General features: G+C 56.2%; 20 protein-coding genes. 13 read left to right on the top strand and 7 right to left on the bottom strand.

Annotated elements, in window-relative coordinates; translation table 11 throughout:
• Positions 1-111: 111 nt before the first annotated feature.
• Positions 112-513 carry a secondary thiamine-phosphate synthase enzyme YjbQ gene (locus tag NSU18_RS13115; protein ID WP_341023119.1) on the bottom strand — a complete coding sequence of 134 codons (402 nt, stop codon included), beginning with the start codon at positions 511-513 and terminating at the stop codon, positions 112-114.
• 194 nt (positions 514-707) lie between these two features.
• Between NSU18_RS13115 and cysT the strand changes: the two genes are divergently transcribed.
• The 5 genes from cysT to NSU18_RS13090 all read left to right on the top strand — a co-directional run bounded on the left by cysT (position 708) and on the right by NSU18_RS13090 (position 5,579).
• Positions 708-1,523 (top strand): sulfate ABC transporter permease subunit CysT, encoded by an 816-nt coding sequence (gene cysT / locus NSU18_RS13110; RefSeq protein ID WP_341019260.1) that lies wholly within the window; start codon positions 708-710, stop codon positions 1,521-1,523.
• The gene (locus NSU18_RS13105; protein ID WP_076082476.1) at positions 1,520-2,317 is read left to right on the top strand and encodes a sulfate ABC transporter permease subunit; all 798 of its coding nucleotides are present in this window, start codon (positions 1,520-1,522) and stop codon (positions 2,315-2,317) included. Before cysT ends, NSU18_RS13105 begins: the two co-directional genes overlap by 4 nt.
• Before the next feature lie 2 nt (positions 2,318-2,319).
• Positions 2,320-3,384: a sulfate/molybdate ABC transporter ATP-binding protein gene (locus tag NSU18_RS13100; protein ID WP_341019263.1), complete on the top strand. Its 1,065-nt coding sequence runs from the start codon at positions 2,320-2,322 to the stop codon at positions 3,382-3,384.
• A gap of 129 nt (positions 3,385-3,513) precedes the next feature.
• Complete coding sequence (locus NSU18_RS13095) at positions 3,514-4,587, top strand: sulfate ABC transporter substrate-binding protein (RefSeq protein WP_341019264.1); 1,074 nt, start codon at positions 3,514-3,516, stop codon at positions 4,585-4,587.
• 209 nt (positions 4,588-4,796) lie between these two features.
• A complete protein-coding gene (locus NSU18_RS13090) occupies positions 4,797-5,579 on the top strand; it encodes an MBL fold metallo-hydrolase (protein ID WP_341149216.1) in 783 nt (260 codons plus the stop codon).
• Between the two features lie 400 nt (positions 5,580-5,979).
• On the opposite strand, the gene NSU18_RS13085 is transcribed toward NSU18_RS13090, so the two are convergent.
• A complete protein-coding gene (locus NSU18_RS13085; RefSeq protein WP_341149215.1) occupies positions 5,980-6,957 on the bottom strand; it encodes an SDR family oxidoreductase in 978 nt (325 codons plus the stop codon).
• Positions 6,958-7,139: 182 nt separating this feature from the next.
• The gene (locus NSU18_RS13080) at positions 7,140-8,063 is read right to left on the bottom strand and encodes an AraC family transcriptional regulator (protein ID WP_341149214.1); all 924 of its coding nucleotides are present in this window, start codon (positions 8,061-8,063) and stop codon (positions 7,140-7,142) included.
• A gap of 375 nt (positions 8,064-8,438) precedes the next feature.
• On the opposite strand from NSU18_RS13080, the gene NSU18_RS13075 reads away from it, so the two are divergent.
• Entirely contained in the window at positions 8,439-9,020 is a 582-nt protein-coding gene (locus NSU18_RS13075) for a GNAT family N-acetyltransferase (protein ID WP_341149213.1), read from the top strand.
• A gap of 15 nt (positions 9,021-9,035) precedes the next feature.
• Positions 9,036-10,799 carry an ABC transporter ATP-binding protein gene (locus NSU18_RS13070; RefSeq protein ID WP_341149212.1) on the top strand — a complete coding sequence of 588 codons (1,764 nt, stop codon included), beginning with the start codon at positions 9,036-9,038 and terminating at the stop codon, positions 10,797-10,799.
• A 4-nt stretch (positions 10,800-10,803) separates the two neighbouring features.
• On the opposite strand, the gene NSU18_RS13065 is transcribed toward NSU18_RS13070, so the two are convergent.
• The 3 genes from NSU18_RS13065 to NSU18_RS13055 form a co-directional block, all read right to left on the bottom strand.
• Positions 10,804-11,160, bottom strand: a complete 357-nt coding sequence (locus tag NSU18_RS13065; RefSeq protein ID WP_341019272.1) for a hypothetical protein — start codon at positions 11,158-11,160, stop codon at positions 10,804-10,806.
• Between the two features lie 112 nt (positions 11,161-11,272).
• Positions 11,273-12,085: a Cof-type HAD-IIB family hydrolase gene (locus tag NSU18_RS13060; RefSeq protein ID WP_341019274.1), complete on the bottom strand. Its 813-nt coding sequence runs from the start codon at positions 12,083-12,085 to the stop codon at positions 11,273-11,275.
• A gap of 123 nt (positions 12,086-12,208) precedes the next feature.
• On the bottom strand, positions 12,209-13,120 hold the full coding sequence (locus tag NSU18_RS13055; protein ID WP_341019277.1) for a DMT family transporter: 912 nt from the start codon (positions 13,118-13,120) through the stop codon (positions 12,209-12,211).
• A 232-nt stretch (positions 13,121-13,352) separates the two neighbouring features.
• On the opposite strand from NSU18_RS13055, the gene NSU18_RS13050 reads away from it, so the two are divergent.
• Positions 13,353-14,063 (top strand): metal-dependent hydrolase, encoded by a 711-nt coding sequence (locus NSU18_RS13050; protein ID WP_341019280.1) that lies wholly within the window; start codon positions 13,353-13,355, stop codon positions 14,061-14,063.
• Positions 14,064-14,559: 496 nt separating this feature from the next.
• Here the strand turns inward: NSU18_RS13050 and NSU18_RS13045 are convergent, their stop codons facing one another.
• On the bottom strand, positions 14,560-15,564 hold the full coding sequence (locus NSU18_RS13045; RefSeq protein WP_341019282.1) for a lipoate--protein ligase: 1,005 nt from the start codon (positions 15,562-15,564) through the stop codon (positions 14,560-14,562).
• A 310-nt stretch (positions 15,565-15,874) separates the two neighbouring features.
• Between NSU18_RS13045 and cobD the strand changes: the two genes are divergently transcribed.
• The 5 genes from cobD to NSU18_RS13020 all read left to right on the top strand — a co-directional run bounded on the left by cobD (position 15,875) and on the right by NSU18_RS13020 (position 21,723).
• On the top strand, positions 15,875-16,966 hold the full coding sequence (gene cobD, locus NSU18_RS13040) for a threonine-phosphate decarboxylase CobD (RefSeq protein ID WP_341019283.1): 1,092 nt from the start codon (positions 15,875-15,877) through the stop codon (positions 16,964-16,966).
• Positions 16,967-17,020: 54 nt separating this feature from the next.
• Positions 17,021-17,905, top strand: a complete 885-nt coding sequence (locus NSU18_RS13035) for an adenosylcobinamide amidohydrolase (protein ID WP_341149211.1) — start codon at positions 17,021-17,023, stop codon at positions 17,903-17,905.
• Between the two features lie 40 nt (positions 17,906-17,945).
• Entirely contained in the window at positions 17,946-18,911 is a 966-nt protein-coding gene (gene cbiB, locus NSU18_RS13030; protein WP_341019285.1) for an adenosylcobinamide-phosphate synthase CbiB, read from the top strand.
• Between the two features lie 114 nt (positions 18,912-19,025).
• On the top strand, positions 19,026-19,655 hold the full coding sequence (locus tag NSU18_RS13025; RefSeq protein ID WP_341019287.1) for a histidine phosphatase family protein: 630 nt from the start codon (positions 19,026-19,028) through the stop codon (positions 19,653-19,655).
• A gap of 607 nt (positions 19,656-20,262) precedes the next feature.
• Positions 20,263-21,723 (top strand): aminotransferase-like domain-containing protein, encoded by a 1,461-nt coding sequence (locus NSU18_RS13020; protein ID WP_341149210.1) that lies wholly within the window; start codon positions 20,263-20,265, stop codon positions 21,721-21,723.
• Positions 21,724-21,728: the final 5 nt, after the last annotated feature.

Genomic DNA, 21,728 nt, shown 5'->3' with positions numbered 1-21,728 from the left:
GCGTTGCATTGGTATAACTTTGCATGGTGAAAGTGTTACAGGAACTATAAATTGTATAGAGAGCAGCTTCGCGGTTCATGCGTTGCTGCTCTTCTACAAGGGCAGGCAGTGCTAGCCCTCCATAATTTTGAGGTGGCACTGGCGTTGCCTTGGACCGTCGAACTCGCAAAAATAGATGCCCTGCCAGCGGCCCAGCAGCACAGCCCCTTCATGAATAATGAGGGTCTGCGAAGGACCGGCCGTAATGGACTTCAGGTGGGAAGCCGTATTGCCCTCCGCATGGCGGTATTTGGGATGCTCCCAGGGATAGACCTCATCCAGACGCATCAACACATCGCGCTTCACATCAGGATCGGCGTTCTCGTTAATCGCAATCCCTGCGGTGGTGTGCGGGCAGTAGACAATCAGCAGTCCGTTAAGGACTCCGCTATTCTTCACATAAGCCTGAACCTCGCGGGTAATATCCCGCATTTCATCCCGTATGCCGGTGGTGATCTCCATAGTATGCAACATCATGAACAGCCCCTCTCTGATTTGAATGCAACAAGTGCTACTTATACTTTAACCCAAAAACTAACAAAGTAATTGACGGCAGTAAGCGGTATTTGGTAAAGTAGGGATAACTTTAAACCAAGTATATTAATAGGAATAATCAAGCCTTAAAGTCGAGTATACCGACCGGTTATCCGGAGGTGGGAGGTTGACCATTGAATTCGCTGATCAGGCACAAGGGCTGGACCTGGGGATTTAGATCAACGGTTGTACTGTATTTTGTCATACTGATTGTGCTGCCGATCCTCGGCGTCTATTACAATTCATTCTCATCCGGACTCGGAAGCTTCACTGAAAGTGTGAGCGATCCGATTGCCTGGAAATCGGTCCTGTTAACACTCAAGCTGGCGGTCATTGCGGCTCTTGCGAATGTGCTGCTGGGCACGATGATCGCTTGGGTCCTTATCCGGTATAAGTTCCGGGGCAGGGCGCTGCTGAACAGCCTTGTCGATCTCCCGTTTGCTCTGCCTACTGCGGTTGGCGGATTAATGATTCTGCTGCTGCTGGGCCCGGGAAGCATGATCGGAGGCCTTGCGGAATCACTGGGCTTCACGATTGTTTTCCACCAGCCTGCCATTGTGATTGCCATGGTCTTCGTCACCTTTCCCTTCGTCATCCGGGCAGTCCAGCCGCTGCTGGAGGAGCTGGATGCTTCGGAAGAAGAGGCAGCCTATACGATGGGAGCGAAGCCGGGCCGGGTCTTCTTTCAGGTCATTCTTCCCTCTATGGCACCTGGCATGATCGGCGGCGGGATGCTGGCCTTCTCGCGGGCGCTCGCTGAATTCGGTGCGGTTGTCCTCGTGGCAGGCAATATTCCGGGGCGCACGCTGGTGTCTTCCGTTTATATTTTCGGAGAGGTCGAAAGTGATAATCCGGCGGGAGCCGCCGCGGTGTCGATCATTCTGCTGACTTTATCCTTCCTGATTCTCTGGCTGATCAGCCTTATGCAGATGCGGGGGAGAAGATCATGAGAAGATTGTGGATTGGACTGACTTATCTCGTGTTCTTCGTCCTGATCGCAGCTCCGCTTGGCAGAATGACAATGGGGGCCTTCAGCGAAGGCTGGAGCGGCTTCTGGAACGCCCTAACCCGGCCCGAGGCGCTGCATGCGCTGCTGATGACCGGATACGTTGTGGTGGTTGTGACGCTGCTCAATACGCTGTTTGGCATCATGACGGCGTTGTATCTGGTACGGGCGAACTGGCTGGGGCGGCGTCTCAAAAGCCTGCTGAACAGCATCGTGGATCTGCCATATGCGGTATCGCCGGTGATCGGCGGGCTGATGATCGTTCTGCTGCTCGGGCCGGACAGTGCGCTGGGTGCGTTGTTTGAGCAAATCGGAGTGAAGATTGTGTATGCTTTTCCGGGAATGGTGATTGCGACCCTGTTCGTGACGTTCCCGCTGATGGTGCGTGAGGTGATGCCAGTGCTGCAAGAGATCGGGTCCCAGCAGGAGGAAGCTGCGTCTACACTGGGCGCGTATGGCTGGACGACCTTCTGGAAGGTGACCTGGCCTTCTATCCGCTGGGCGGTCATCTATGGAGTGATTCTGACGGTGGCCCGCTCTCTGGGTGAGTTCGGTGCGGTGCTCGTCGTCTCAGGCAATATTATGAACCGGACCCAGACGGCCACCACACTGGTCTATCAGGATGTCGAGAATTTCAATGTTACGGCTGCGGGCGGGATAGCACTGGTGCTGGCCGCATTCTCCGCAGGACTGCTGCTGCTTATGGAATGGAGCAAGAGAAGAAAGGGAGGGCACTAATTATGCATGTAGAGGTCCGGGGACTCGATAAGCATTTTGGCGATTTTCATGCGGTGAAGGATGTCCATTTCGGCATTACCAAAGGCCATCTGATCGGGCTGCTCGGCCCAAGCGGCGGCGGCAAAACCTCGATCCTGCGGATGCTTGCGGGCCTTGAGACGCCGGATAGCGGCGAGATTATTTTCCACGGCAAGAGGGTGAACCACCTTCCGCCGCAGGAGCGTGAGATCGGCTTTGTCTTCCAGAATTATGCGTTGTTCAAGCATATGACGGTGTTCGAGAATATCGCCTTCGGCCTGAAAGTCAAGAAAGCCAGTAAGTCTGTCATCCGTGACCGTGTCACCGAGCTGGTGGAGCTGACTGGACTGAAGGGCTTCGAGAGCCGGTATCCGCATCAGCTGTCCGGGGGGCAGCGCCAGCGGGTGGCTTTTGCCCGGGCGCTGGCCCCTGAGCCGCAGCTGCTGCTGCTGGATGAGCCGTTCGCCGCGATTGATGCGAAGATCCGCCAGGAGCTGCGTTCCTGGCTGCGGGAGCTGATCGAACGTGTCGGGATCACCTCCATCTTCGTCACCCATGATCAGGACGAGGCGATTGAAGTAGCGGATGAGATTATGATCATTAACCAGGGGCGGCTGGAGCAGAAGGGTACGCCTTGGGATATCTATAAAGAGCCGAAGACACCGTTCGTGGCCACCTTCATCGGGGAATCTACGCTGATCGGGAGTGCTTCCGAGCTGAAGGGCTTCGAGGGCGCGGGCGGCGGTAAGCCGACCAAGGCGCTGATCCGTCCCGAGTACATTGAGGTAGGCTACCTGCATGAATTCAAAATGGCTTCGGCCACGGAACAGGGTACGGTCAAGCATTTGCATTTTCGCGGCAGTGAATGGCTCGTAGAGGTTGAAGTAAAGGGACATAAGCTGGTCACCTACCGCTCCCTTGAGAAAGAAACGCTCACTCCGGGCCAGGAGATATCCGTGCTGGTACACCGCGCTTACCTGTTCAATGAGGAGCGGAGCTGGATTCAGGAGAATGGGCTGAAGAAAGATCCGATGCCTGTATTTATCTAAATATAAGAATTTATAGGTTTCACTCAATAACTTATCCTTATATTTCTCGCTGAAACGGTACCGTCCTTCAGAAGGACGGCAAGGCCGTTTCTACTTGAAAAAATAAATGATGTGGGATGTGTCGCCGGGATGAGGCTTATCAGAAGGAGCAGACAACTGCACGGATGGCTGACGGTCTTACTGCTGGCGGTGTTCACCCTGACCGCTGCCGGCTGCGGGAATGAGCAGCAGGCTGCAGGAGAGGCAGGTGCGCCGCCGCAGGGAGATCTGACGCTTGTGGTGGGTGCCTACAGCGTGGTGAAGGATGCCATGGGCGAGATTCTCCCCGGGTTCGCGGAGAAGTGGAAGGCGGATACCGGGCAATCGATCGTATTCCAGCAGTCCTATGAGGCTTCCGGAACCCAGGCGCGGGCGATTGCCGGCGGCTTCGAGGCGGATGTCACGCTGCTTGCCATGGAAGGAGATGTCGGGAAGCTGGTCAAGGCCGGTCTGGTGGAGAAGGACTGGAAGCAGCGCGGCGGTGAGGCGGGCATGGTGACGCGGTCGGTTGTGGCTCTGGGAACGCGGGAGGGCAATCCGAAGGGGATTCATGATTTTGCTGATCTGGCGAAGCCGGGGGTGAAGGTACTCTACCCTAATCCGAAGACCTCCGGCGGTGCGCAGTGGGACATCAACGCAATCTACGGCGCCGGCCTGAAGCGTTCTGAGGAGCTGGAGGGGGCGAAGGACCCTGCGGCGGCCAAGGCCTTCCTGGAGAGCATACACCGAAACGTCGAATCTCTGGATAAAAGCGGGCGGGCGTCCATGGCTGCCTTCGAGTACGGGGTGGGCGATGTGATCGTTACTTATGAGAATGAGCTGCTGGCGCGGATTGCCGAGGGTGTGAAGTATGAGGTGGTCATCCCGAAGAATACGATCCTGATCGAGAATCCTGCGGCCGTGGTGGATAAGTATGCGGATAAGCATGGTACCCGTGCAGCCGCAGAAGCGCTGGTCGATTATTTGACGACGCCTGAGGCGCAGGAGATATTCGCCAAGTTCGGCTTCCGTCCCGTGAACCAGCAGGTCTATGCGGCGCATGAGCGCCAGTATCCGGTTCCTGCCGGGCTGTTCGACATCAGCTATCTTGGCGGCTGGGAGGAAGTCCGCACCACCTTATACTCCAAGCGTGGCATATGGTATCAGGTGCTGGCCGGGATCTAGGCTTGCTAGGCTGGTAGATGGAGCGGAGTGCGATTAGCAGACATGAGCTTAATGTGCAGTGCGAAGGATAATGAGAGCTGTTCTCCAGCCGGATGAGGCTGAGGGACGGCTCTTTGCCGTTCTTACAGGCTGGTGTGCAAAGAAGGGGCTGCTGTTCTATAATAAATTGACGGATATTCGATAAAAAAGACGGTGAGGTGGGCAGGCATATGGATACATTAGTGTTCCTTGGAACAGGGGATGCCATGGGCGTACCCCGCGTCTATTGTGATTGTGAGACTTGCACGGAAGCAAGAACCACCGGGCGCAACAACCGCCTGCGTTCTTCTGTGCTTATAGATAACGGCAGCGGCTTCCTGGCAATTGACTGCGGGCCGGACTGGCGGAGGCAGATGGAGCTGCAGGGACACCGTACCATGAAGCGTCTGCTCGTGACACATGCGCATTTCGATCATATCGGCGGGCTGCCGGAGTGGGCCGACAGCTGCCGCTGGATGGGCTTCCGGGGCGAGCTGTATGCTCCGGCAGAGGTTATTCCTGTCATTCAGCGTCAGTACCCGTGGCTTACTGGGCATATCGACATGATTCCCTGCGATGACGGCATCGCACTGGACGGCTGGCAGATTAGCACATGGCGGGTAAACCACGGTAAGAATGGGTACTCTTACGCCTACCGGCTGGAGAAGGAGGACTATGTCTGGGTGTACTGCCCGGACTCGATCTCTCTGACCACGGAGGAAACCAGGCGTATGCACGGAGCGGACCTGCTGGTGCTGGGAACCAGCTTTTATTACGAGGCAGCTGAATTGTCCACCCGCTCTGTGTATGATATGACCGAAGCCGCCGACCTGCTGGAGACCGTTCAGCCGCGCCATGCAGTCTACACACATATGTCGCATGACATCAATCTGGACAAGGATTATATTCTGCCGGAGAAGGTCACGCTTGCCGTTACGGGGATGAGGCTTCCGCTGTGCCGGGAGGAGACTTAAGTATCAAGGTGCAGCAACAGGTTCACGAATAACACAAAAAGGAGCTTTCCAGAAAGTTAGTTTGTACTGACTTTATGGAAAGCTCTTTCTCGTTGGTTTGGAAATTATGATTTTCTACAGTTATAGAGAATCCTGCATGAATTGCAACAATACTGCCTCATAGAAGCGGTCAAAGCCTGAAATCCTGCACAGAATGCAACAAATCCCGCGCTGACTTGCTCACCACACCGGAATTTGTGCAAATTATGCAACATTGTGCTTCAGCCAGTAATAGGTATAGAGGAATCCTGCAAAAAGTGCAACAATACTGCTCCTTACAAGCGGCCGGCGAGAGAAGGCATCAGCTTCCTTCACCCGCTAGGGTAATTTTGTTCTTTGTATGGTCACTAATCGGATTTGCTTAACGCAGCGAGTGGCCCGCAAAATAATCACCCCGCTCGATTTCGGCAAGCAACTCACGCTCCTGCGGGTTCCAGCCGAAGCGCTCGCGGGTCAGCGCTGAAGACACGGGATTGTCGGCCGAGACAAATGGGCCCAGCCAGCCGAAATAAGCGCTGGCTTCCCCGGGTCCGATCTGCTTGGAGGGCAGGTTCGCCTGCCGCGCCACCGCTTCGGCAATCTGCCGGAAAGGTATCCCTTCTTCCCCCGCAGCATGGAGCCGCGTGCCCGCCGGAGCCTGCTCGACGGCCAGCCTGAACAGACGCGCCGCGTCAAGCCGATGTACAGCGGGCCAACGATTGGTCCCTTGCCCGATATAGGCGGCAGCTCCCTTGGATCTTGCGGCCCGGATCAGGGAGGGCAGCAGGCCGCTCTGATCGCCACTGCCGTATACGATCGGCGGCAGACGTACCAGTGAGGCCCGGACGCCGGAACCGGCAAGCGCCAGCAACGCTTGCTCCGACGCCACCCGTCCTCCTCCGATGGAAGAAGGATCTCCGGCATCCTCTTCGGTCGCCAGCCTTCCGGGAGTGAGCGTCATGGTGGGTATCGCAATTACAAGCGCTCCAGACCTCCCTGACTGCCCGGCTCCCAAAGCCTGAATGGCACGGCAATCCGTGCCGACCGCTGCCGCCATGAAACGGGCCGCCGCCTTGGCCGGACTTCCGCCCAGCATAATCCGCAGTTTTGACGGCAGGCCGGCATGGGAGAATTTATGGTAGAATGCCGTATGCACAACAGCATCAGCTTGAGCTGCTTCCCGGCGCAAAAGCTCCGTATTCTCAATAGAGCCGCGAACGGCTCTCGTTCCGCCGGCTTCCAGCCGCCCAGCCGCTTCCTTCGAGCGTACCAGTCCGGAGACTTGGTGTCCGCCCTCAAGCAGTTCCCGGACCACTGCCGACCCGATAAAGCCGCTTGCTCCCGTTACAAAAATCCGCATTCCGGTGTCCTCCTCAAGAAATCAAGCCTTTATTCAGCAGCTTGTTCCGGTGATCATTTCCGCTGCGCCTCCCGGCGCCTTCGGATAAGAATCAGTATAGACGGATCGCTGCCTGAACGTTTGACCGTTCCGCTTGATTGTTTGCCCGATTCAATGGAAAAACACCCTCATTCCCATTGCTGTCATTTCCATTTGGCAATATCCCGGCTCGGAGGATTGCCGAAAAAGCGGCTGTAATCCCGGCTGAACTGCGAATCGCTGATATACCCGACCAGCCGGCAGGCCGTGGTGATATCCCGCCCGCCGGACAGCATCAGCCGCCGCGCCTCCTGAAGCCGGAGCGCCTTCTGGTACTGCAGCGGACTCATTGAGGTCACCGACTTGAAATATTCGCGGAACGAGGATTCGCTGAGATGAACCATGGCGGCCAGCTCGGCGATAGTCCGAGATTCCGCGAAGTGGCTCCGCAGCCAGTCGATCGCTTTGGCAACGCGCTGAACATTCGATCCGGCCAGCACGGTCTCGGCCACATAAACGCCGATTGGACTGCGCAGCAGCCGGACGAACAGCTCATCCGCTGCAAGCGAGGCCAGCAGGCCATTATCGCCAGGCTCATCCAGGCACGAGACCAGCCGGGCCACCGCGCCGATTATGGCAGGTTCGCCTTCCAGCACATAGCTTGCGCTGCGCTTGCCGGTTTTTGGCAGGCCGTTGGGATAGACCTTCGGGATCAGCGCAGCGATTTTATGCGGATCGAGATAGACACCTACTCCAAGGAAAGGCTCTGAGGTGCTTGCCTGAATCGTTTGCATGCTGATGGGCATCGCTACGGGAGCAACCAGGATACGCGAGCCGCTGTATTCGGAGGTCTGTTCGCCGATTTTGATGATTTTGGTCCCCTGCGCTGCAATGCCTACGGTTGGCCACTGCATCGTGTGCATGTAATCGGACGGCTCCGGTCTGGAGTAGCGATTGAAATACAATCCTTGAATCGGTGTCTCGGCTGTCCCGTCACTTGTAACATGTGCCTCGATCAGCAGGGCCAGCCGTAGCGTTTCCAGCCGTGTTTGCTCTTCTGCTATTACCTCCATATGTGTTTTGGCCATGACCAATCATTCATCCTCTCTCTATCAACCCTCCATGCTTTGTGCAAGTATACAATATTACGATTGACGAAGCATAAGAATTCACCTATCCGCAATGCCTTTTGACGCTACAGCGTTCATTTCCTTCACAATTGCTTACCATTTATTTCAGCCCCAAGACCGACAGGGGAATCAGCCCCCCGCCGCTGGGTCCCTTACCTGGGGTCTAGTAAACTAGAGACATCGGAGCCGCAGAGAGGGGGCCTGCGACGAGCCTCTCTTCCAGTTTTATGTATATGATGCGTATATTTCTTTATTTTCAAAAAGAGAAGGAGGCACTATACTATAACGATGTTCCATAATGCATTCAATCGATCATCCTGGAGGTTTAAGAATATGAGTAATGATGTAATCCCGATTATGCTAGATATTCCTGAGAGCTTTGAGACAGAGCGGCTGCTTGTCCGTGCTTTGCGGCCTGGAGACGGTAAGGAAATGAATGAAGCCATCCGGGAGAGTCTGGATGATCTGAAGCCGTGGATGCCCTTTGCCCAGAGTATGCCGGCTGTGGAGGAAACGGAGCAATACGTCCGTGAATCGCAAGTAGCCTATCTGAAACGCACCACCTTGAATATGGAGGTTTTCCGCAAGGAGGATGGCAGATTCGTGGGCAATATAGGTCTGCATCATGTGGATTGGGATTGCCGCCAATTCGAAATAGGGTACTGGATCAGAAGCTCTTGCTCGGGCAAGGGATACATGACGGAAGCGGTGAACGGAATTACAGATTTTGCAATCAGAGAACTTGGAGCAAGCCGGATTGAAATCCGGTGCAGTGCCCTTAACGGGAGAAGCGCCGCTGTCGCGGAGCGTGCCGGATTTACACTGGATGGTATTTTGCGCAAAAGCACCCGTGAGTCGGACGGGGAACTCCATGACAGCAAGGTATATGCCAAGGTGCGGGGTGCTAAATTCTAAAGAGGAGCTGATGATGTGAAGAAGAAAGGTGCTTTTGCCAGATTAAGTAAATACATGCTTAGGCATAAACTGATCTATGCTGTGTTGCTGCTGGTGACGTTATTCAGTATTGTGCTCGATCTTACGATGGCCTGGTTCCTGGCCAGGATTACGGATGCGGCCGTCCGTCTTGATGTGGAGGCGTTCAAGGGGCTTACCTGGTTCGGGATTCTATTCTTGCTGGTCACAGGATTGAATACCTTCGTCAGTGCGTATCTCAAGACCAATGTATCGGCCAAAATCAGAAATGAGCTGCGCCAGGATATGATGGGGCATACGCTGGCCTTGCCGCAGTCATATTTCGACCGCAATCATTCCGGTGATTTGTTGTCCCGGTTCACAAATGACAATCAGTCGGTGGGGGAAGCGTGCGGGCAGGTGATGCTGGATCTGCTGCGCAACCCGCTGCTCGCGGTAGCCTCCTTCGGCTATCTGATCTATATTAACTGGCTGCTGGCGCTGATCTGCCTGTCCATCGGGCCGCTGCTGTTCCTGACCGGTAAAATCTTCGGCAATGCGATGCGCATCAACAGTGTGCGGGTGCAGGAAAGTATGAGCCGGACCACGGCTTTTCTGAACGATATTCTGGGCAGCAGTATGGTGTTCAAGGCCTTCTCTATGGAGCGCAGGCTGCAGAAGCAATATGTGGGCTACAGTGAGGATATTGCCTCAGGGGAGAAAAAGAAAGCGAGAATCGAAGGCGCAACCGGAGCGATCTCCTCCTTGCTGGGGAATCTGACCTTCCTGCTGGCGCTGGTGATTGCCGGGTGGTTCGTGGCGAATGGAAGACTTGAGGTCGGTGCGATGATTGCCTTCATTCAGTTGATGAACTATCTGGTGGGTCCGTTCTCGTCCCTGCCGGGCCTGGTCGCTTCCATGCAGCAATCGCTGGGTGCAGCGGAGCGGATATTCGAGGTAATGGATGCGCCGGCCGAGGTTGAAGTGCTGCCTGAAGTCCAGGCGGAGCTGCCGGGATTCGGGGAGCTTCGGCTTGCAGAGGTGTCATTTAGCTATCCGGGCAGTGAGAAGCAGAGCCTTAACAAGGTCAGTCTGGAGCTGGCACGCGGCCAGCAAATGGCCGTAGTTGGTCCGAGCGGCGGCGGGAAATCCACCCTGTTCAAGCTGCTGCTTGGTTTCTATCAGACGGATGCGGGTGAGGCTGCGATCAACGGCCGTCCGATCAGCGGAATACCGCTTGCAGAGCTCCGCAGCTACTTCGCCTATGTGCCTCAGGAGTCGGGCCTGTATTCCGGGAGTATCCGGGACAATATCGAGAGCGGCAAGCCCGGTGCGTCAGATGAAGAGATTGTCGAGGCGCTGAGGCAGGCGAATGCGTACGAGTTCGTGGCGGAGCTGCCGGAAGGCATACACACGGATATCGGCGAGCATGGCTCCCGGTTGTCCGGAGGTCAGAGACAGCGGCTGTCCATTGCCAGAGCGATGCTCAAAAATGCGCCGATCCTGCTCTTGGATGAAGCTACGGCTGCCCTTGACAATGAGTCGGAGCGGATGGTCCAGCAGGCCATCCGTAAGCTGATGAAGGATAAGACAACGCTTGTAATCGCCCACCGCCTCTCAACCATCCAGAATGCCGATGTCATCCTGGTAATGGAGAACGGGGAGATCGTGGAGCGGGGCGGACATGAGGAGCTGCTTGCGGCAGAGGGGCGGTATTCGGATCTGTATCATTCACAGCTTGAGCGGGAGGCGACGGAGGAATTGTTAGCCCCTATCGCCTAGGTTCTTAGAGGGTGTCCATGGCCTGGATCACCTGTCCCAGCGCCTGGAGTCTTCTTTCCAGGAGCGTCCGCTGCGGGCTGCCAGCCTTAGACTTAGCATAACTGGATTCTACGGATGGGGTTAACCCGAGCAGAACATGGCGGGCTTCTGCCAGCTCGGCAGGAGTATAAGAGAGAGGCTTCTCATTCCAGACGTTGTCGAGAACAGCTAAACCGATGTGCATGGCGTTCAGGCGTTTCTGGACCAGAGTGGTATTGGAGCCGCTGCTTATCATCTGGGTTAAGGCGCTCTCAAGCTTACGGATGGTTGATTGCATCGAGGCTATGGATTGCAGTTGTTCCTCATTTGATATCTCTTCCATGAAGGATCTTCCTTTCTATATTAGGATAAAAGGGTGGCGCACCGCAGTTCGTACCATGAACCTGCGGGGTACCACCCTTTTTGGCATTGTACTCTGCTGTTATTGCAGCAGCTTATGCTTCTTGGCCTGCGTTAAGAATGAACTTATCAATGGCGTATTTCACGCCGTCCTCATTGTTGCTGAGCGTAACGAAATCAGCGATTTCCTTAAGTGCAGGAATGGCATTCGCCATCGCCACACCGAGACCCGCAGCTTCAAGCATCTCATGATCATTCCAGGAATCGCCGACAGCCATCGTCTCGGACAGCTCGCAGCCAAAGTGTGCGGCCAGGAATTCCAGGGCCAGACCCTTGGTGCCTTCATGATGCATGATCTCCAGGAAATGCGGCTTGGACTTCGTGATATGAACGGAATCACCGAGCAGGCTGCGCAGGATTGGGGACAGCTCATCGAGGAAATCGGGATCGTCGATAATGAGCATTTTTGGAGTTTTTTGAGGAACCAGCTTCGCTTCCCAGTCTGGCTCGATATAGTACTGCGTTCCGTTCAGAGTCGAATAGTCAATCAGCTTCTGGTTCTCTTCGCGGGCATACAGCTTGTCGTCAATATAAGTCTGCAGGTGCAGATTATGCTCTACACAATACTGGAAAAGCTTGCGTACCGCCTCCTGCGGCACATAACGCTCATATAGGACCTCTTCATCCAGCAGGTTCTTTACCAGCGCCCCTTGGTAGGTAATAATCGGCACATTCAGTCCGGTCTGGCGGGCAATTGCCTGGGCGGAAGCATAAGCGCGTCCGGTAGCGAGGGTGACTACAACGCCTGCGGCTACAGCCTGCTCCAGCGCGGTTTGGGTGGCCGGGGTCACTTCCTTGTCGTCGTTAATCAGGGTATCGTCAATATCAATGGCAATCAATTTGTACATTTGGGTTCTCTCCTAAGTGTGGTTTGTAGTCCGGCTATCCGCTATCACTTCTATTAGGAAGGGGAACGGAAGCACGGCTCTCTGTCTGTAGCAAGTCTGGTAAAAAGGTTCGCGGATTCCGGTTCAGCCCTCCGCCTGCGTCCGGGGCGGTGCGGGGCTGAGCTCCGCCAGCAGCATGGCGGCCAGAATGCAGCTGCAGCCGAGCAGCGCAGATATACCCAGCGTCTCTCCGCCGAAGAGCAGGCCGGTGACGGCCGCGAACACCGGCTCCATGGCATAGATGACCGCCACCCGGGACGGGGTGGTGTATTTCTGGCAGGCCGTCTGAATCCAGAAGGCGAAGGCACTGGTGGGCCCGATGGAGATCAGCATTGCAGTGAGCATCTCCGGCTGGCGGAGCAGCTCTCCGCTGTGCAGCAGCGGGCCGCTTCCGTCTACGAGCAGGGAGGCGGCGATGCTGAGCAGGCCTACGAAGCCGAGCTGAAGCGACGCGAGCGGCAGGGCCGGATAACGCTGTGCGTATCTGCCGGTATACGCGATCTGCAGCGCAAAAGCCACGGCGCAGAGCAGAATCAGGCCATCGCCCTTATTCAGGGAGAAGGCAGAGCCGGTAAAGGTCAGCAGATATAAGCCGCCTGCTGCAAGCCCGGCGCTCAGCCAGGTATATCTGGAGATGGCCGTCTTCAGCAGCGCCAGAGACAGGAACGGCACGAGCACCACCGACAGCCCGGTAATAAATCCCGTGTTGGAGGTGGTGGTGTACAGCAGCCCGACGGTCTGGAAGCCGTAGCCGAGGAACAGGAAGAGGCCCAGCAGCAGGGCATGCACCACCATGCGCAAGCTCAGCTTCCGCCATTCCTGGCGGTAAAAGACAGCGGTAATCAAGGCCAGCAGCACAGCGGCACCTGTAAACCGGATGCTGTTAAAGGCAAGCGGCGGCAGCACCCGCACGGCGGACTGCACGATCAGAAACGTACAGCCCCACATCATCGCCACCAGGAGGAGACTTAGATCGGCGATTCGGGAGCGATTCACAGGGTGTCATCCTTTCAGGGCCAGTTGAGTTGTCCAAATTGTATCCTAAAACAGGGGGCAGGACAAGCCGAAACTGTACGGCTTCCTTGGTCCTGCGGGCCTGAGGAGCCTCTAAACTACATATAAGCTGGACAAAAAAGGAAAGCCTTGGTATACTTCGGTAACCGCACACCTGTTCTTATTTCAAGACATCCAGAAGCATTTATACTTTCATCTAAGGAGCGGATTCACCATGATGGGCAAATCCCATTTAGTTATCAGCACCGGGGTTACCCTGTCCGCCATGAGCTTGCTAGGGCATGCTATTACCCTTCCGGCTGTTGCCGTCGCCGTGGTCAGCTCACTGCTGCCCGATATCGACGAGCCGAATTCCTTGCTGGTACGCAAGGCCGTGCCAGAGTTTTTGCTGCGTATTTTACAGGTGTCGCTGATCGGAGCTGGCATTTATCTTTATTTTGCCGGGATAGCGGAGCCGCCCTGGAATATCGCACTGGCGCTGCTGGTCGGCAGCGTATCCTTCCTGCCCAGCCGCAGGCTGCGGCATCTGGTGATGCTGCTGATTGCGCTGGCCTTGTTTGCTTTTGCCGATGCCTACGATCCCTGGAATTATATCGCCGCCTGTGTGCTGGTCGTAGCTTCCGTAGTTCCACACCGGGGAATCACGCATACGCTGTATGCCGTAGCCGGATGGGGCGCGCTGTTATACTTCGTCTCCCTTGACATGAATGACGGCGGCAGTCTGTGGATTGCCGGGAGCCTGTCCTACGGGCTGCATCTCCTCGCCGACTCCCTGACCCAGCGCGGGATTACCCCGCTGCCTCCGATCCCCTTCAAGCTGCGCCTGAAGCTGATGAGCACCGGCACGAAGAAGGGCAATGCGGTGGAGAAAGTATGCGTGATGCTTACGCTGGCGCTCGTTGTGTATGTGTTCGTGCTTGTATAGTCCGTGCAGGATTATTGTATGGTTACAGACAGGTTCTCGTGTGTGCGAGAGAGTGGGCTCACGTAAATTAGCGGATGGGAATGCCAGATTAGGTGAGATGGAGTAGATATGATTCTTCGGAATTTGGATCGGATGAGTTAAGTGCAGAAACAGTTGGGTTTTCTACACTTGCTGATGAACGAGTAGCGCTTTACGGGACAGTAGTTGGATAAACAACACTTAATTCCTCTCCTATCGGCCCAAGTAGCAGAATCGCATATGAATAGATGCCATTTATCCACCTGCTTCCGTGAAATCCGCAGAAACCCACTAAATAAGATACGTTTCTCCAACTGTTTGTGGCGGGTCAAAGGTTGCAATTGCGCCAACCCCGTCAAACCCACCAAGCCCACCAAGCACACCAAGTATACGAAGGCAAAGAACCCCACTAGCTCTGCGCAGGACGCGGCAGGTTAGCGGGGTTCTTTTAAAATATAAAATTCGACTTGCTATGAAACTATTCCTCAAGAAACACAAGTCCGATGAAGTCCTCCGGTTCAATGCGGCCGAAGTAATGCTTCAGATCGAGATCAGCCAGTGCCTGGCGGACCTCTGCCTCCTCATAACGCTTGCCGCGCAGCGCGTTCTCCACATCTGCCACATCGCCGACGCCGAAGAAGTCGCCGTAGATTTTGATCTCCCGGATGACTGAATCCTCAATATCCATGCGGATGTCCACGAGCCCTGCCGGGAATTTGCGGGTGTGCTTCACGTTGCTCTTCGGCGACAGACCATAGTTCCAGTCCCAATTCTGGTAATGCTCCTTGGAGATTTCATTGATCCGCACCCAGTCGTCCATTGTCAGCTTGTACTGCGGCACCTCGGAGGCCTCCATGCCGAAGATTGAACGCAGCAGCCCCTCGCGGAATTGTTCAATGGTCATGTCAGGATTGCCCAGCAGCTCCTTGATATTGGCGACCCGGCTGCGCACAGACTTGGTACTCTTCGACTTGAACTTCTCTGGATTTACGTTCAGGGAAGCCTGGACATCATCCAGATTCAGATCGAACATCAGGGTGCCATGGCTGAACATACGTCCACGCGAGGAGAATTGGGCGTTGCCGGAGATTTTCTGCTCCCCGACCTGTAGATCGTTGCGTCCGCTCAGCTCGGCGTTCACGCCCATAGACTGCAGATAGTCGATGACCGGCTGGGTGAATTTCAGGAAGTTATGGAAGGACTGGCCGTCATCCTTGGTAATGAAGCTGAAGTTGAGGTTGCCGAGATCATGATACACCGCACCGCCGCCGGACAGCCGCCGCACGACCTGGATGTTATGCTCCTTCACATATTCCTGGTTGATCTCCTCGATCGTATTCTGATGCTTACCGATAATGATCGACGGGCTGTTGATATAGAAGAGCAGGTAGCTCTCGTCCATCGGGAGGTTTTTGAGCGCAAACTCCTCAATGGCCAGATTGATCGAAGCGTCTGTAATTCCGGTGTTATCGATAAAAAGCATTCGTGATTCCTCCGTTAACCATAGTAAACTGCTGTACTTATTCTAAACTAAAAGAGAGATTTCTACAAAAGGGAAGGGGGAATGGGGCGGGGAGGCACGGAAGTGGGGGAAATAGCATTGACGGATTTCCGGCAATTGGCCAATAATTGGGAGAATGGGAAGGTAACTGCCTGATGTAGCGATGATAAATTATTAATAGTGTGGACAGAGAGGATTTAGGATGGAAACATGGACACGGAGGATATTATGATGGGGAGTTATGGACACGGGGGATGTAGGATGACGAAATATAACCATGGGGGATATACATATGCTTGAAAAATATGGACATGGCGGTGATCTGTTGACCGCAGCCGAGTTATACGGGGACAACAGCGGCGGGTTCCTGGATTTCAGCGCCAATATTAATCCGCTGGGGCCGCCGCCCGGCGTGCTGGCGCTGCTGCGGGATGCGGTCTCCGCTATCACAGCGTACCCCGATCCGGGCCACCGCAGGCTGAAGGCGCTGCTGGCGGAGGACCTGGGTCGCGGGACGGATTGGATTACCGTGGCGAACGGGGCGGCAGAGTCGATGGCGCTGCTGCTCCTGGCGGTGGCGCCGCGCCGGGTGGGTGTCGTGGAGCCGTGCTTCTCCGAGTACCGCCAGCTCGCGGAGCAGTTCGGCGCGGAGGTCTTGTCTGTTCAGGGAACAGCAGAAGAGGACTACAGGGCATCTGTGGACGCCGTCTCCGGCCTGCTGGAGCAGGTCGATCTGCTGTTCCTCGGCCAGCCGAATAATCCGAACGGCGTCCAGTATCCGCTGGACGCGCTGCGGCAGCTCGCGCAGCAGGCGGAGGCCTGCGGGACGGTGCTGGCAGTAGATGAAGCGTTCATCGACTTCATCCCGGAAGCGGACCGGCAATCTCTGCTGCCGGAGCTGGGGGCTTATCGTCATACGGTGCTGGTGCGCTCGATGACGAAGTTTTTTGCCATTCCGGGGCTGCGGCTGGGCTTCACTGCCGCGCATCCGGCGCTTGCCGCGGCCATGACCGGCAAGCAGGTGACCTGGAGCGTCAACGGCCTGGCGCTGCTGGCCGGGGAAGCTTGCCTGCGCTGCGGCGGCGGCTACGGGCAGGAGACGCGCGCGCTGATCGCAGCCGAGCGGCAGCGGCTGCGGGAGGGCTTGCTTGAGCTCGGCTGCGGCGTGCCGCCGGGCGAGGCGAACTTCCTGCTGCTGCGGCTGCCTGCTCCGTGGAGCGCGCAGGAGATGCAGCAGCGGCTGGGCGCGGGCGGCATCCTCGTCCGCAGCTGCGCGATGTATCCCGGCCTTGAAGCCGGGCATATCCGCATCGCGGTCAAGGGCCGCGGAGACAATGACCGTTTGCTGCGGCAGTTGGGGGAGCTGGTCCGGGCGGGGATGTGAGACATCCGCACTCAGGAGATTTTGAGAGTCATTAATGAAAGGAGTCGGTGATACATGGATGAGATCGAGGTTCGTTTGCCTTTTAATTTGGAAGGCGGAGTGAAGGCGTACCAGAGCAAGGTATGGCCCGGGCTGGCGCTGGAATGGCGGGAGGGCCATCTGCTGCTGGAATTTCCGGCTGAAGCGGACAGTATATCAAGTGCGGTATATGGCGGAGGCGCGGGGCGTCTGAAGCGTGCGGTGAATCAATACGTCAGCCGGGACTACGAATGCAGCAATCCGGTGCAGGATCTGGAAAACAAGCTTCAGGAGTGGGGCTACCCGCTGGAAGGCTGCGCGGGCCTGATGACGGCAGTTCCGCTGGAGCACGCCGCCGTTGCTGAGGAGGATACCGGATCAGCGGGCATATTCTGCTGCGTCACAGCGGCTGCGGGCAATGCGACCCGGGCCGGGTCTGAGCGCAGTGTGCTGGCGGCCTATCGGCCGGGCACGATCAACATCATGCTTGGTATCGACGGCTGGCTGTCCCAGTCGGCCATGGTCAACGCTGTGATGACGGCTACCGAAGCGAAGGCTGCAGCACTGGCAGACCTCGGAATCACGGATTCCGAGAATGGCCTCATTGCGACCGGCACCACTACGGATGCTATCGTGCTTGCGGTGAGCGGAAGCCGCCGTTATGCTGCGGAGCATGTGTATGCCGGGACGGCGACTGACCTCGGCGGAGCCATCGGCAGACTGGTGTATGCCGCAGTGACGGAGAGCCTGCGCTCAGTGGAAGCAGCGAAATCTGTGAGCAGAGCACAGGTGGAGGAATCGGAGGTTGCACAAGGGGTACACGCGGAAGAATCACAGGCTGCGCACGGCGTTGACGCGGAAGCGCCAGAGGCACCACGATCTGATCTGCCCCGTATTTCTCAAAGCGGCGGCTGGGAATGACGAACACGGACTACTATACAGAGCGGCGGGGTGAGCCAAGGTGAGGCTTGCTATCATCCTGCTCTCTGCTTATATTGTGGACCGGATAGTCGGCGACCCACGCAAGCTCCCCCATCCCGTTATTTATATGGGGAAGGCGATTAGTGCCCTGGAGCGGGGGATTCGCCGCTTCGCTGCAACGCCTGGTGCTCTGAAGCGGGCGGGAATTCTTCTTCCGCTGCTGGTAGCAGGCGGCGCATGGGCGCTGACAGCGCTGGTTGTCATGCTGCTCTACCGGCTATCGCCCTGGCTGGCCGGAGCAGCCGAAGTATGGCTGATCTCCACCACCATTGCCTCCAAAGGGCTGAAGGACGCGGGCATGGCAGTTTTCGCCGAGCTGCGTTTGGGGGATCTGCCCGCCGCCCGCCGGGCGCTCGGGATGATCGTTGGCCGCGATACAGGCCATCTGGATAGCCCGGAGATTGTGCGCGGTACGGTGGAGACGGTTGCGGAGAATATCGTCGATGCGATCATCTCACCGCTGTTCTTCGCCCTGCTGGGCGGGGCACCGCTGGCCATGGCTTACCGTGCGGTGAATACGCTGGATTCCATGGTCGGCTACAAGAACGATAAATACCGCGATCTTGGCTGGGCATCCGCCCGCCTGGATGATGTCGCCAACTACATACCTGCACGGATGACCGCGCTGCTCTTAACCTTATGTGCTGCGCTTCTGCTGCTGGACTGGCGCAGATGCTGGCACACGGTTCGCCGGGATGCCCGTCTTCATCCCAGCCCGAACAGCGGCTACCCGGAATCGGCAGTGGCCGGAGCCCTCGGTATCCGGCTCGGCGGTGAGAATGTATACCACGGAGTAACTTCTTTCAGAGCTTACATGGGTGATCCGCTGCGGACGATGGAGCCGGAGGATATTATTGTGACCTCGCGGATGATGATGTGGTCCTCGGCTATCTTCGTCTGCATCTGTGCAGCGGTTGCCTTGCTGTGGCATGGGATCGGGGGCTAAAGCAGAATGAGGAAAGTTCAGAAAGCTCGAAAAACTCAGAATGCTCGAAAAACTCAGGAAGCTAAGAACATCCAGGAAACTTGGGGAGATCAGGCAGCTCCAAAGTTGCAAGACATGCCATCATCACTCATCCAATCTGCGCAGCCGGAACTGGAGCTGGTTTTAGTCCGACATGGCTATACCCAGTGGAATAAGGAACACCGTTATCTGGGCAGCACTGATTTGCCGCTTGTGCCGGGAGAGGCAAAAAGGCTTGAGAAGCTGGGGGCTCAGCCGCCGCTTGGCGGAGAGTTCAGCCATGTCTATTGCAGTGATCTGCGCAGATGCCGGGAGACTCTGGCGGCCTTGGTTCCGCGACTGATGCCGCAGGCAGTCTATGATTCCCGGCTAAAGGAGATGGACTTCGGGGCGTGGGAGGGCTACACGTATGATCAACTTAAGGATAATCCGCTGTACCAGAGCTGGATTGACAACCCCGGGTCCGCAACGCCTCCGCAAGGGGAGGCGTGGGCGCAATTCGCCGCCCGGGTTGAGCATTTCTGGACACAGCTTCAGCAGGAAGCAGAGGCCCCTGCAGTACCCCGTATATTACTGGTAACGCATGGCGGCGTTATCCGGCAGCTGCTGGCGCAGATCATCGAAGGCGTGACGTTTTATACCGCAGCAGCACCGGCTCCTGGTGAGGTTACGGTCCTGCGCCTGCGGAGGGATGGAGGATGCTGGCACATGGCAGAGGGGAACTAACGGTGACTGATGGCGCAACTGCTAACGGGTGATGATCCGCTAATGAACACACTAATGCTAATGTTGCTGATTACCCTGACACTAACAAATACGCTAATGAACATGTTAACGCTATCTCTAACGCAAATGCTGATGATTACACCCAATCGCTGACGCGTGATTGCACTTTGTACATCAGAATGATCTAAAAACGTATCCAAAACTCATTCTGCTGTATTTCCTGCAACAGAATTTCAGTAATTAGCCCGATAACAGCCAAAATCCAAATTTCTAATGCACATAATGCAGCAGAATACGAAAAAGGGCCAATATACGCTTATCTGATTGTACAAAATACAATAGAACCCTCAGGCAGCGCTCAATTAGTGCCCGGGCAATACACGACAATACCCGATAATCACAACCCGCCCGTATCCGCCCGCATCAGGTATTCCCCATTACCGGCTTGCTGAGAAGACGCATGTATAAGCAATATTAGCTCCACATTCCAGCTCCACATTCCAGCCCCTCATCCCCCACAGAACCACACCCGGAAGAAAATCCCGGGGCAGTGGTTCTTTTTTTACGGCAAAGTCTGTGCCATGATAGCTATGGAGGCGATCGCAGGATGTTTAAGGATTTCAAGCTCATTGCCGGGCGTCCGGTATCGATCCAGGTGAAGGATTACATGAAGCATCTCATCATTAAAAGCGCGCTCCAAGGCGGGCAGAAGCTGCCCTCGACACGTGAGCTGAGCACCTTGCTGAAGATCAGCCGGAACACCGTGATCTCGGCGTATGAAGGTCTGGAAGACGATGGCTTCGCCTATACCGTACAGGGCCAGGGCAGTTATGTCGCACAAGGCGCGGCAGCACAGAACGGTGCGGAAGCCGCCCCGTGGAAGCTGGACTGGACAGAGCGGATCAGCAGCCAGGCGCTGCTCGCGGAGGAACTGGACATTATGAAGCGGGGGATACGCGCGGAGAAGGGTACGATTTCTTTTACCAGCATCGCCCCGGATGAGCGTCTCTTCGAGCTGGATCATGTGCGTAGAGCGTTCCTAGAGCGTATGTCCGTTGAGGGCAACGTTCTGCTGAATTATGGATATGCCAAAGGCTATAAGCCGTTAATAGACTATCTCAAGCAATATATGGAGCATAAAGGCGTGGATCTGCGCGGGAAGGATCTGCTCATTACGAACGGGTTCACGGAGGGCTTCGACCTGGTGCTGTCGGCTCTCGGCAAGCGGCATGGCGCAGTGGTCTGCGAGAATCCGACGCATCATACGGCGATCAAGAATCTGAAGCTGCACGGCTTCGGAATTCACGGGATCACGATGGAGCGGGACGGCATCCACCTCGGGGAGCTGAAGCAGGCGCTGGAGGCGCGGCCATATGACTGTGCTTATCTGGTTCCCTCCTACCATAATCCCACCGGCATCGTCATGTCCCCCGAGAAAAGACAAGGGCTAATGAAGCTGATGCAGAACTACAACGTGCCGGTGATTGAGGACGGGTTCAATGAGGAGCTGCGCTATTCCGGCGCCCATGTGGCTCCGTTAATTGCGGCGGCGGGCGGCGGGAACGGCGTGGTGTATCTCGGCAGCTTTTCCAAAGTCCTGTTCCCCGGGCTGCGGGTGGGCTGGGTGCTGGCGGATGAGGAGCTGATCTATTATCTGGAGAGTGTGAAGCGGGCGCGGACCATTCATACCTCGACGCTCGACCAATCCATTCTGTATCAATACCTGCTGGGCGGTAACCTGGAGAAGTATCTCAAAAAAGCCCGGCTGGAGTATAAACGCAAATACGAGCTGACCCTGGCCTGCTGTAAGGAGCATATACCATACGCCTCCTTGTCGGGTGATGGGGGGCTGCATCTGTTCGTAACGTTCGCGGAAGGCTTCAATACAAGGGAATTGCTGGCGGCTTGTCACGCGCAGGGGGTTATTTTTACGGCGGGAGATATCTTCTTCACAGACGGAACAGGACAGAATTCGCTGCGGCTGGGCTTCTCCAGGGTGGCGGATGGGGATATTGTGCGGGGCATTACTATCATCGGGAAGACAGCACGGCAAATCATGGGAGAATGAGGTGC

Origin of the sequence: Paenibacillus sp. FSL H8-0048, from assembly GCF_038002825.1 — a bacterium.
Taxonomy (GTDB): Bacteria; Bacillota; Bacilli; order Paenibacillales; family Paenibacillaceae; genus Paenibacillus_AQ.
This window is presented reverse-complemented; position numbering and strand designations above follow the sequence as displayed.